Origin of the sequence: Rhizobium sophoriradicis, from assembly GCF_003939025.1 — a bacterium.
Taxonomy (GTDB): Bacteria; Pseudomonadota; Alphaproteobacteria; order Rhizobiales; family Rhizobiaceae; genus Rhizobium; species Rhizobium sophoriradicis.
The window spans coordinates 343,141-353,765 of the sequence record NZ_RQIH01000004.1 but is presented as its reverse complement, the minus strand read 5'-3'; the positions used below and the strand labels follow the sequence as shown (position 1 = coordinate 353,765).

General features: G+C 62.2%; 9 protein-coding genes. 7 read left to right on the top strand and 2 right to left on the bottom strand.

Annotated elements, in window-relative coordinates:
• Positions 1 to 32: 32 nt before the first annotated feature.
• From treY to cueR, 4 genes are all read left to right on the top strand, one after another.
• Positions 33 to 2,642, top strand: a complete 2,610-nt coding sequence (treY, locus tag EFR00_RS08620) for a malto-oligosyltrehalose synthase (protein ID WP_077989536.1) — start codon at positions 33 to 35, stop codon at positions 2,640 to 2,642.
• A gap of 322 nt (positions 2,643 to 2,964) precedes the next feature.
• Positions 2,965 to 3,471 (top strand): hypothetical protein, encoded by a 507-nt coding sequence (locus tag EFR00_RS08615; protein ID WP_125462004.1) that lies wholly within the window; start codon positions 2,965 to 2,967, stop codon positions 3,469 to 3,471.
• A gap of 347 nt (positions 3,472 to 3,818) precedes the next feature.
• Complete coding sequence (locus tag EFR00_RS08610) at positions 3,819 to 6,338, top strand: heavy metal translocating P-type ATPase (protein WP_077989538.1); 2,520 nt, start codon at positions 3,819 to 3,821, stop codon at positions 6,336 to 6,338.
• 9 nt (positions 6,339 to 6,347) lie between these two features.
• Complete coding sequence (cueR, locus tag EFR00_RS08605; protein ID WP_009995283.1) at positions 6,348 to 6,737, top strand: Cu(I)-responsive transcriptional regulator; 390 nt, start codon at positions 6,348 to 6,350, stop codon at positions 6,735 to 6,737.
• Positions 6,738 to 6,742: 5 nt separating this feature from the next.
• Here cueR and EFR00_RS08600 read toward each other — a convergent pair whose 3' ends face one another.
• Positions 6,743 to 7,051 carry a hypothetical protein gene (locus EFR00_RS08600; RefSeq protein ID WP_009995285.1) on the bottom strand — a complete coding sequence of 103 codons (309 nt, stop codon included), beginning with the start codon at positions 7,049 to 7,051 and terminating at the stop codon, positions 6,743 to 6,745.
• A 175-nt stretch (positions 7,052 to 7,226) separates the two neighbouring features.
• On the opposite strand from EFR00_RS08600, the gene EFR00_RS08595 reads away from it, so the two are divergent.
• From EFR00_RS08595 to EFR00_RS08585, 3 genes are read left to right on the top strand one after another with little or no spacing between them, the layout of a single operon-like run.
• Complete coding sequence (locus tag EFR00_RS08595; RefSeq protein ID WP_040111274.1) at positions 7,227 to 7,766, top strand: sigma-70 family RNA polymerase sigma factor; 540 nt, start codon at positions 7,227 to 7,229, stop codon at positions 7,764 to 7,766.
• On the top strand, positions 7,753 to 8,520 hold the full coding sequence (locus EFR00_RS08590; RefSeq protein WP_040111273.1) for an anti-sigma factor family protein: 768 nt from the start codon (positions 7,753 to 7,755) through the stop codon (positions 8,518 to 8,520). The genes EFR00_RS08595 and EFR00_RS08590 overlap by 14 nt, the downstream gene beginning before the upstream one ends.
• Before the next feature lie 20 nt (positions 8,521 to 8,540).
• Positions 8,541 to 9,251, top strand: coding sequence for a Bax inhibitor-1/YccA family protein (locus tag EFR00_RS08585; protein ID WP_009993085.1), 711 nt, complete (start codon positions 8,541 to 8,543; stop codon positions 9,249 to 9,251).
• A gap of 121 nt (positions 9,252 to 9,372) precedes the next feature.
• On the opposite strand, the gene EFR00_RS08580 is transcribed toward EFR00_RS08585, so the two are convergent.
• On the bottom strand, positions 9,373 to 10,509 hold the full coding sequence (locus tag EFR00_RS08580) for an RHE_PE00001 family protein (RefSeq protein WP_077989539.1): 1,137 nt from the start codon (positions 10,507 to 10,509) through the stop codon (positions 9,373 to 9,375).
• Between the last annotated feature and the right edge of the window lie 116 nt (positions 10,510 to 10,625).

Sequence of the window (10,625 nt, the reverse complement as noted above, 5' to 3'; positions counted from 1 at the left end):
GAAGAAATCTCCCTCCAACGTCAGACGGGCTCATGACACTTCCGACAGCGACCTACCGGATACAGTTCCGCAACGGCATGACCTTCGATCGCGCCTGCGCTCTTATTCCCTATCTCAAGACGCTCGGTATCAGCCACCTTTACGCCTCACCCATCTTCACCGCCGTCAGCGGTTCGACCCATGGTTATGACGTCACCGACGCCAACGACATCGACCCCGCGCTCGGCGGCCGGGCAGGCTTTGACCGGCTGACCGAGCACCTCGCCTCGGCGGGCATGGGCCTCATCCTCGACATCGTCCCGAACCATATGGCCGCCTCGCCGGAAAACGGCTGGTGGCGCGACGTCCTGACGTTCGGTCGGCAAAGCGCTTATGCCGGCCACTTCGATATCGATTGGAGCGAGCCGCTGACCCTGCCGCAGCTCGGCCAGAACTTCGAAGAGGCGCTGGCTGCAGGCGAATTGCGTCTCGTGCTCGACGAGACGCACGGCAACTTTGGCTTGGCTTACTTCCAGACCCTATTGCCGCTGAACCCCAGCAGCTACGGTGCGCTCGCCAACCGCCTCGACGATCCAGTCGCCATGCGAATGGCGGAGGCGGCCGTCACATCGGGGGCGGATTTTGCTCGCGCGCTGCGCGATATCCTATTCGAAGGCGGCGATCGGGCGATCCTCCGGCAAAAACTCGAGGACGTTTCGTCCGATCATGACTTTCTCAGAAGCCTGCATGAGGAACAGCATTGGCGCCTCACCCATTGGAAGGAGGCGGCGCGGCATCTGAGCTATCGCCGTTTTTTCGAAGTGACCGGACTGGTCGGCACCCGCGTCGAAGATCCCCCGGTGTTCGACGACCTCCATCGGCTGGTGCTCGAGCTGGTGCGCCAGGGCAAGGTGCAGGGGCTGCGCATCGATCATGTCGACGGGCTCGCCGAACCCAAGGCCTATCTCGACAGGCTTCGGGCAGCGGTCGGAGCCGATATCTATATCGTGGTGGAAAAGATCCTCGGAGCAAGCGAGGTGTTGCCGGAGAGCTGGCCGGTCGCGGGCACCACAGGATATGAATTCATTGCCGCGCTAAGCGAACTCTTCATCGATGCCGGCGGACTGCGCATCTTGGACGATGCCTATCGCCGCCTCGCCGGCGAGACGGCTGATCACGAAGAGGGTCGGCGGCTTGCCAGGCGACAGATGGTGGAGCGCAATTTCGCCGGGGAGACCGGCAGGCTGACAACGATCGCGGCCGGCATCTTTCCCGAACTCGACAGAGCAGAGATCGCCTCCGCTATCAGCGCGCTGCTGATCGCCTTTCCCGTCTACCGCACCTATGGCGACGGCGGTCCGCTATCCTGGCAGGATTCGGCTGTCCTTGCCGCGACCGCATCGCAAGTCATGGGAGAACAATTCGACGACCGGCGCGCGCTCGATCATGTGCTGAAGCTTCTCGAAGGCAGGATCGACGGTGATGCGGCTCATGAATTCCGGATCCGCTTCCAGCAATTGAGCGGGCCGGTCATGGCGAAGGCGACCGAGGATACGCTGTTCTACCGCTATAACCGGCTGCTTGCCGCAAACGAAGTCGGCAGCGAACCGGGCAAGCCGCCCGAGGGCCTGGACGGCTTCCACCGCCGCATGGCCGAGCGGGCGCGGCTGCAGCCGCATGGGCTTTCGGCAACGGCGACCCACGACACCAAGCGCGGCGAGGATGCACGCGCAAGGCTCTATGCCTTGAGCGAGGGCGCGGATGTTTTTGCCCAGGCGGTGGCGCGTTGGCGTGAGATGAACCGGGCGTGGCTGAAGGATCTGCCGGATGGTGCGGCACCGGAGCCGAATACCGAATGGATGCTCTATCAGGCGCTTGCCGGCGTCTGGCCGGAGGATTTCGACAGAGGGCAGATGGAAGAGCTGCGCGCCCGCTTTACCGACTACGCGGTCAAGGCGGTGCGCGAGGCGAAATTGCGCACCGCCTGGACGGAACAGGATGACGCTTATGAGGAGGCCGTCACCAATTATGCTGCGGCGCTGGTGTCGCCGGACAATGACGCCTTTCTCGAAGATTTCGAAAGGGTGCTGCAGCCCTTCATTGCGGCGGGCTACGTCAACAGCCTGTCGCAGACACTGCTCAAGCTGATGGCACCGGGCATTCCCGACATTTACCAGGGCGCGGAAGGTTTCGATTTCAGTCTTGTCGATCCCGACAATCGCCGACCTGTCGACCACGAACAGCTGGCTGCCTGGCTTGCTGAAGCCGGACCAATCGCCAAGCTACAGGCGGCGGCGTTGAAGCAGCGCATCGTCAGCATTGGCCTGCAGCTGCGCCGGCGGCACCCGGCTCTGTTTTTGAAAGGCGATTATCTGCCGTTGAAGGCGACGGGCAGCCGCCGCGACCATCTGCTCGCCTTTGCCCGGGTGCATAAAGGCGATTTCGCAATCGTCGCCGTGCCCCGAATGATGTTCGGCTGGCTCGATCCCGGCGTGCTTTTTGCCGGTCCGGAGTTCTGGGAGGACACGGCGATCGCGGCGCCCTCCCCTCTTCACGGGTCGAAGGCGGATCTGCTGACCGGAAAACCCATCGAGCCCGGCGGCAGCATCTCGGTTGCCGCCTTGCTCGGAAGCCAGCCCCTCGGGCTGATCGGCCCGACCTGAGGATGGCGCCAAGCCACCCGGGTCCGTCACATAAAATGGGCAAAGATATACGCTAAGGATGGCGGGTGTCTAAAAACACCTGTTTGTCGCACATTGGAGCAGGAATAGCCGCTTGCCACCTTCGACGCGTCCGATCCTCCGTCGGAATCTGCCGCAGGTTCGACGGCAAGGTTGCCGCGTCCGGACAGAATCCGCTAACGGTGTGGGTGTGTGAAAAAGGAGACGTTCGGACTGGCGTAACAATCAAACATGCGGAAATCGGCGCAACGGGTTTTTGCAAGGATTATCATTGAACAACGAGTTGGACGTTGGGGAAGCAAGCATGACTGAAGCCCGAACTAAAATTCTTCGCCTTTTCGAGAAGCACCGCGCGACGCCGGGCGCACCCTACGACGAAGACCACTTTCTCGACTTTTTGTTGGCCGATCCCAAAAGGAAGGGTGCGCTCTACGACAGCTTTCGAGGGCTTCGTAGGTTCCGCGCTTTTCTGGATGACGTCCAGTACGAGTTGGAGGTGTGCTTTTCGATCAAGGATCGGGAAGCCAATTATCCGCTCAACAAGTTTATAGCCCGGGCGATGGAGCTTCAGCAATCTCGGCGCGCGTCGCTGCTGTCCCTGCAACGTCAAATTAACGCCGGACCAGGATGGGGAGTGCTGATCGTCGCAGATGTCTTGCTACTGACTATCGGCAGCTTCTTAAGCGGCAGTCTGTGGGCGCTTGCGACCGTTGTCACCGTTGCAGTGGCTGTAAACATCAGCTTTGCGCTATTCGCTTGGAAGGCCAGGTCTTATCTCCTCAAGCTTCGGGCACGCATTAAAGGTAACTGAAGTCTCGAAAGCACGAATGTCCGCCACGGCTTTCCGGACATTGGTCGCGCTGCAGTTCGTCGGAAAGCTGCCTGTCGGCAAAACATCTTGTTTGACAGGGGCCTGCGCTCTCGGATCGCGCCTCCACGACGGCCGGAGGGCTGCGGCCGTTGCGCCAAAAGATCGGAGTTTCCGATGTCCAAAGCGCTTAGCGTATATCTGTGCCATTTTATGTGAAGCCCCCCACCCGCTCCGGAAGCGAGCGGCGGCCGTCGAAAAATCAATCTCGCCGAAATTAGCACTTGACCTTCCAGTTGCTGGAAGGTCGATAAGTCTCTCCAACTGCCCTTGGGGCATCGGAGATAAGCATGAACAAAAAACACGACCACCATCACGGTCACACCCATGGCAATGATCATAGCCATTGCAGCCATGCTCGGGAGAAAGCCGCCGACACGGTCATTCGTGATCCCGTCTGCGGCATGACCGTCGATCCGGAGGCCGGCAAGCCCTCGCTTACGCATGCTGGCCGCATCCACCATTTCTGCTCCGAGAGCTGCCGGACGAAATTCGCGGCGACGCCGCAGGATTACCTGACAGCGAAGGACCCTGTCTGCGGCATGGCCGTCGATCGTTCGACGGCAAAACATTTTCTGAAGGTCGACGGCGAAAAATTCTACTTCTGCTCGGCCGGCTGCAAGACCAAGTTCGAAGCCGACCCCACGGCCTATCGCGACGGCAACCGCCCGGCCGCAAAGCCGGCGCCGAAGGGCACGCTCTATACTTGCCCGATGCATCCTGAGGTCGTCAGCGACCGTCCCGGCGACTGCCCGAAATGCGGCATGGCGCTGGAACCGGCGGGTATTCCTCCTGATGACGAAGGCCCGAACCCGGAACTTGTGGATTTCACCAGACGGCTCTGGGTCAGCGCCATCCTTGCCCTGCCGCTGCTGGCGCTCGGCATGGGGCCGATGCTCGGCCTGCCGCTCCGCGAAGCGATCGGCGAACCGCAGGCGACCTACATCGAGCTATTGCTGGCAACGCCGGTGGTGCTGTGGGCGGCCCTGCCCTTCTTCCGCCGCGCCTGGGCGTCCCTCGTCAACCGCAGCCCGAACATGTGGACGCTGATCGGTCTCGGCGTCGGCACCGCCTATCTCTACAGCCTCGTCGCCACGCTTGCGCCCGGGATCTTCCCGATGAGCTTTCGCGGCCACGGCGCCGCCGTGCCGGTCTATTTCGAGGCGGCCGCCGTCATCGTCGCGCTCGTCTTCGTCGGCCAGGTGCTGGAATTGAAGGCGCGCGAACGCACCGGCTCGGCGATCCGCGCCCTGCTTGATCTCGCGCCGAAGACGGCGCGCCGCATCAATGCCGACGGCAGCGAAAGCGACGTGCCGGTGGACGACATCCAGGCCGGCGACCGGCTGCGCGTGCGTCCCGGCGAACGCATTCCGGTGGACGGCTCCGTCCTCGAGGGCCAGTCGACCGTCGATGAATCGATGATTACAGGCGAGCCCTTGCCGGTCGAGAAGACGACGGGCGACGGGTTGACCGGCGGTACGATCAACAAGAACGGCTCCCTCGTCATGTCGGCCGAGAAAGTCGGCGCAGACACAGTGCTGTCGCGCATCATCGACATGGTCGCCGCGGCGCAACGCTCGCGGGCGCCAATCCAAGGCGCAGTCGACCGGGTGTCGGCCGTCTTCGTGCCGGCCGTCGTCGTCGCGGCCATCCTTGCCTTCATCGTCTGGGCCGCGATCGGGCCGGAACCGAGCCTGGCCAATGCGCTGCTGGCCGCCGTCGCCGTTCTGATCATCGCCTGCCCCTGCGCGCTCGGTCTTGCGACGCCGATGTCGATCATGATCGCGACCGGGCGCGGCGCTCAGGAAGGCGTGCTGATCAAGGATGCCGAAGCGCTGGAACGCTTTTCCAAGGTCGACACGCTGATCGTCGACAAAACAGGCACGCTGACCGAAGGCAAGCCTGTTCTCACCGACATCGTCGCCTTCGGCGGCATCGAAGAAAACCGGCTGCTGTCGCTGGCGGCAAGCCTGGAGCGCGGCTCCGAACATCCGCTGGCCGAAGCGATCGTTTCCGGCGCCGAAGAGCGCGGTGCCACCTTCGTCGAGGTCACCGGCTTCGAGGCTAAGACCGGCAAGGGTGTCAAGGGCCTTGCCGCCACTACGAGCGTGGCGCTCGGCAATGCCGCAATGCTCGCCGATCTCGGCGTCGATCCGTCGGCGTTGTCGGAGAAGACAGAAGCGCTGCGCGGCGATGGCAAGACGGTGATGTTCGTCACGGTCGACGGCAAGCTTGCCGGCCTCGTTGCCGTCGCCGACCGGATCAAGCCGACGACATCAGCCGCCATCAAGGCGCTGCACGAAAGCGGGCTGAAGATCATCATGGCGACCGGCGATAACGAGCGCACGGCGAGGGCGGTGGCGAAGAGCCTCGGTATCGACGAGGTCCGCGCCGACGTGTTGCCGGAAGGCAAGAAGGCGCTGATCGAGGAACTGCGCGCGAAGGGCGCCGTCATCGCCATGGCCGGCGACGGTGTCAACGATGCGCCGGCACTTGCTACTGCCGATGTCGGCATCGCCATGGGCACCGGCGCCGATGTGGCGATGGAAAGTGCCGGCATTACATTGGTCAAGGGCGACCTCAACGGCATCGTCAGGGCGCGGCGGCTGGCGGCGGCGACGATGCGCAATATCCGCCAGAATCTCGGTTTCGCCTTCGGCTATAATGCCCTCGGCGTCCCGGTCGCCGCCGGTGTGCTCTATCCGGTCTTCGGCCTGCTGCTGTCGCCGATGATCGCAGCGGCGGCAATGAGCCTGTCGTCGGTGTCGGTGATCGCCAATGCGCTGAGGCTGCGCTTTGCAAAATTATAGGAGATGACGATGAATATCGGCGAGGCATCTGAGCGGTCCGGCCTGCCTTCGAAGACGATCCGCTATTACGAGGATATCGGCCTGATCCGCCCCGAAAGGGGCGGAAACGGCTATCGCGACTACGCTGCGAGCGACGTTCACAAACTGCGTTTCCTGCAGCGCTCGCGCGGTCTCGGCTTTTCGGTCGAGGAATGCCGGCAATTGCTGGCGCTCTATGAAGACAAGGCTCGGGCGAGCGCCGACGTCAAGGATATAGCCGAGAGCAAACTCGGTGAGATCGACCGCAAGATCCGTGAGCTGACGGAACTTCGCCGCACGCTGGAGCACCTCGTGCATGCCTGCCACGGCAATGACCGGCCGGACTGTCCGATTCTCGAAGAGCTTTCAGATGGCCGCTGAGCCTTTCAGGAAGGTCGAGATGTGTCCTGGATGACCGCGTGAGAGAACGGCGCCGGCTCTGCAGCATCATCCTCGTCGCCGTCATCGAGTACACCGTCGTCGAGGCGGTGCTTGATCGCCAGCGCGTAGATCACGTCGAGAATATTGCGGTCCTTGAGATGCGGATCGGTCAGGGCGAGAAGCGAGGCCCGGACGATCTTCTTGCTGGTGGCCTTCGGACAACGCATCTTGACGAAATCATATAGCGCCTCACCCGTCAGCCCTTCCATGGCGCCGTCCACGAGAGCTTCGTAGACCCGCTTCTTTTCCTTCATTGTGTATCTTCCCCTCCAAATCAGCGGCGTGATGATCTGTCATGTAATTGTCATAAACAATCGCCGATTTAAGGCCCTCATCGTATCCGGGCCGGATTTTCGGCAGTGATGTCCCGTCCGGATGATTTTTTGCCCGCCGGGGAATAAAATTCCGCGTGTTTGCGTATACTCAATCATGGAACGCAAAGACCGTCCTTTTGACGTCATCGGGCAGCTCGCAGCGCTGAGGCGCTACGCGCGTGCGCTGGTGCGCAATTCGGACGAGGCAGAGGATCTGGTGCATGATGCGCTGGTGCGCGCCTTCGAAAAGCGAAAAAGCTTCCGCAGCGGCGGCAACCTGCGTACCTGGTTGCTTTCGATTCTGCACAATGCCCATATCGATCGACTTCGCCAGAACCGGTCGCTGACACGGCGCCACGATGAAGCGGCTGTCGAAGCCGAGCAGTCTCTGCCCGCCGGCCAGGAGCATGCCGTGCGTCTGCAGCAGGTGCGAGACGCCTTCTTCGATCTGCCGGAGGAACAGCGCGAGGCGCTGCATCTCGTGGCAATCGAAGATCTTTCCTATCAGGAAGCCGCCAATGCGCTCGGCATCCCGATCGGCACGTTGATGTCGCGCATCTCCCGCGCCCGCACACAGCTGCGCGAATTCGAGGAGAAGACGCCGCGCGTTTCGCATCTGAGATTAATCGGAGGGAACGGCAATGAAAGCAGTTGATCCGATCGTCGATGCCGATCTCGACGCCTATGTGGACGGCGAGCTCGATGTCGCCCGCCGCATCCAGGTGGAGTCCTATCTTTCTGAGAATCCGGCGATTGCCGCCAAGGTGATGGCCGATCTCAGCATGAAGGGTGAACTGCGCCTGTCGCTTGCCGGCGAAAGAGCCTTCGGCCGTCCCGAGACCCGCGATGCCGCCCGCCGGCTGGAACGCGGCCTTTCGTACGGCCGCATTTTCCATTCGATGCAGCGCATCGCCGCCGTCGGTATTCTGGTGACCGCCGGCTGGGTGGCGCACAATTCCTTCGGTGCATTCTCGGCGACCGAGGTGGCGGCCTCCGTTCCAGCGCCCGCCTATGTCGAGGATGCCGTCCGCGCCTATCAGACCGCGGTCCTGCGCGAAACCATGCCTTCGCAGCCACCGACCACTTACAGCGCCGACGAAATCCGCGCGGCCACCGCGATCGTGATGCCCGAACTGCCTAGGGATTGGAAGATCGCCGACGTGCAGATCTTCCCGTCCGAATTCGGCCCGAGCGTCGAGATGGCGATCGAGCAGTCGGATGGAAAGCGGCTGTCGCTTTTCGCCGTCCGTCCGGGCGCTTTCGAGGTCAAGCCGGTCAGCCATCTCACGCTTGACAAAGCAGAAGCCGCCTATTGGCAGATCGGCGAGGTCGCTTACGCGCTGATCGCCGATGATAGCGGTCTCAATCTCGATCAGGCGGCCGAACGGCTCGCCCGCTCGCTCTATTAATTCTAACCGAGGAGATCAGCATGAACCCGATCAATTCCCGTTACGGCACCGTTGCCGGCTCCCAGGCCGTCTTTGACGAGGGCCTGCGCCAGCATATGCTGCGCGTCTACAACTACATGGCTCTCGGCCTTGTCATCACCGGCCTCGTCGCCTTCGTCGTCGGTTCGACGCCGGCGCTTTACGTGCCGATCTTCGGCTCGCCGCTGAAGTGGGTGGTGATGCTGGCGCCGCTCGCCTTCGTCTTCTTCTTCTCGTTCCGAATCCAGGCGATGTCGGCGAGCACTGCGCAGATCACCTTCTGGGCCTTCTGCGCCGTGATGGGCCTGTCGCTCGCCTCCGTCTTCCTGGTCTTCACCGGGATGAGCATCGCGCGGACCTTCTTCATCACCGCCACGATGTTCGGCGCCACCAGCCTATACGGCTATGTGACGAAGCGTGACCTGTCGCGCATGGGCTCGTTCCTGATGATGGGCCTCTTCGGCGTCATCATCGCCAGCATCGTCAACATCTTCCTGGGTTCGAGCGCGCTGCAGTTCGCCATCTCGGTGATCGGCATCGTCGTCTTCGTCGGCCTCACCGCCTACGACACGCAGAACATCAAGGAACAATATTCGGAAAATTACGATCAGGAATCGAACCAGAAGCTCGCCGTCTTCGGTGCGCTCTCGCTCTACCTGAACTTCGTCAACATCTTCACGCTTCTGCTCAACTTCACGGGCGAGCGGGAATAGGACCGCGCTTCCGGGGGCAATGGAAGCGCAAGAGCGCCCGGTCTGCAGTCTGTGACAGGATGGCAGATCGGGTGCTCATCTCAAAACGAAGCGGCCGGGTTCACGCCCGGCCGTTTTCTTTTCAAATGATACCCCAGGCACGATAGCGGCCGCGGCCGGTGATTTCGCGAATGCCGATTTCATTGACGAGGTTCAGCGCGCCGCGCGGCGTAATCCTGAGATGGCGGGCGATCATCGCCGCCGAGACCATCGGCCGCGCCAGGATGAAATCGGCAAGGTCCGGCAGGCTGCTGTTCGAACGGCGGCCGCGATAGCGCAACTCCATCTGCGTGCGTGCCAGCGACAACCGGTCGATTTCCTTGAGACCGGCCGCGGCACCCAGATGCATCGCCTCCAGAAAGGCTTGCAGCCGGGTGGCCCGGTCACGTGCCCGACGCCGCTCGTGACGCACCAGTTTCAGCCCGCCGTAAAAGGAAAAGAGATGCGAGGCGACCTTGCCGCGGGCTCGTAGATAACTTGCGACCAGAAGACCACCGAGCCAATGCTGACGCCGTAGCGGCTCGATCCTGTCCCAGGCCTCGAACAGAATGACGGCGCCGAGAACCGGCGGCAGGCTGTCGGCCAATGGCAAGACGTTTCGCCACTCCGCAAGCCGCTGTTCCTCGTCCCATTCCTCGTCGCCGAGCAGGCCGAGCGGGTCGTCGTTGCGCTTGGCTGAGGACATTGCGGCCACCGCCTCGCTGGCCGGCGCCTTGCCCGTATGGATGTCGATGAGCTTCTGCGAGCGGGCAAGCAGCGCATCGATCTCCGCCATCTCGGCGGCGAGCGGCCCGTCTTCATCCTCGCCCTCTTCCTCGGTGTCGACCTCGATCGCCGGGCTTTTGCTTTCCAGCGCGGCCCCCTCCCCTTCCCCCATGGCTGCCGTCAGCGTTGCAAGGCCCGACGCTCCGATCGCCCAGGAAGGTTCCCCGGTCCAGATGCGCCGACGCGTCCGCAGCACCGAATGGGCGATCGTCAGCTCGTGGCTCGGCGCGCGGCTATCCATATGCGCGTCGTGCAAAACGAGATCCTCGACATGCACGAGTTCGCCGGCGACCCAGAGCGCGCCGGCAGCATCGAAGAAATGACTGCGCTCGGCAAATCCCTCGCCGACCGGCGCGCGCAACACCCGCTCGTCCAGCCGCGCCAATCCGTCCTCTGCCGCAGCAAGAGCTGGAAGCAGGTTTTGAAGCATCGCACCGTCAATATCATAGCGCATTGTTAAACTTTACGGTTTTCCACAAATGGAAGCAAAAGACGTCTTTTCTTCCGTCACTATGACATGGTTAACGGTGTATTTCAACAAAAGCTGTGGGGAAGAAAGAGCGTTAAGGT

What these genes read in the sequence shown, in the direction of transcription:
- treY (WP_077989536.1), top strand. Translation starts at nt 33, where the DNA reads ATGACACTTCCGACAGCGACCTACCGGATACAGTTCCGCAACGGCATG.
- EFR00_RS08615 (WP_125462004.1), top strand. Translation starts at nt 2,965, where the DNA reads ATGACTGAAGCCCGAACTAAAATTCTTCGCCTTTTCGAGAAGCACCGC.
- EFR00_RS08610 (WP_077989538.1), top strand. Translation starts at nt 3,819, where the DNA reads ATGAACAAAAAACACGACCACCATCACGGTCACACCCATGGCAATGAT.
- cueR (WP_009995283.1), top strand. Translation starts at nt 6,348, where the DNA reads ATGAATATCGGCGAGGCATCTGAGCGGTCCGGCCTGCCTTCGAAGACG.
- EFR00_RS08600 (WP_009995285.1), bottom strand. Translation starts at nt 7,051, where the DNA reads ATGAAGGAAAAGAAGCGGGTCTACGAAGCTCTCGTGGACGGCGCCATG.
- EFR00_RS08595 (WP_040111274.1), top strand. Translation starts at nt 7,227, where the DNA reads ATGGAACGCAAAGACCGTCCTTTTGACGTCATCGGGCAGCTCGCAGCG.
- EFR00_RS08590 (WP_040111273.1), top strand. Translation starts at nt 7,753, where the DNA reads ATGAAAGCAGTTGATCCGATCGTCGATGCCGATCTCGACGCCTATGTG.
- EFR00_RS08585 (WP_009993085.1), top strand. Translation starts at nt 8,541, where the DNA reads ATGAACCCGATCAATTCCCGTTACGGCACCGTTGCCGGCTCCCAGGCC.
- EFR00_RS08580 (WP_077989539.1), bottom strand. Translation starts at nt 10,509, where the DNA reads ATGCGCTATGATATTGACGGTGCGATGCTTCAAAACCTGCTTCCAGCT.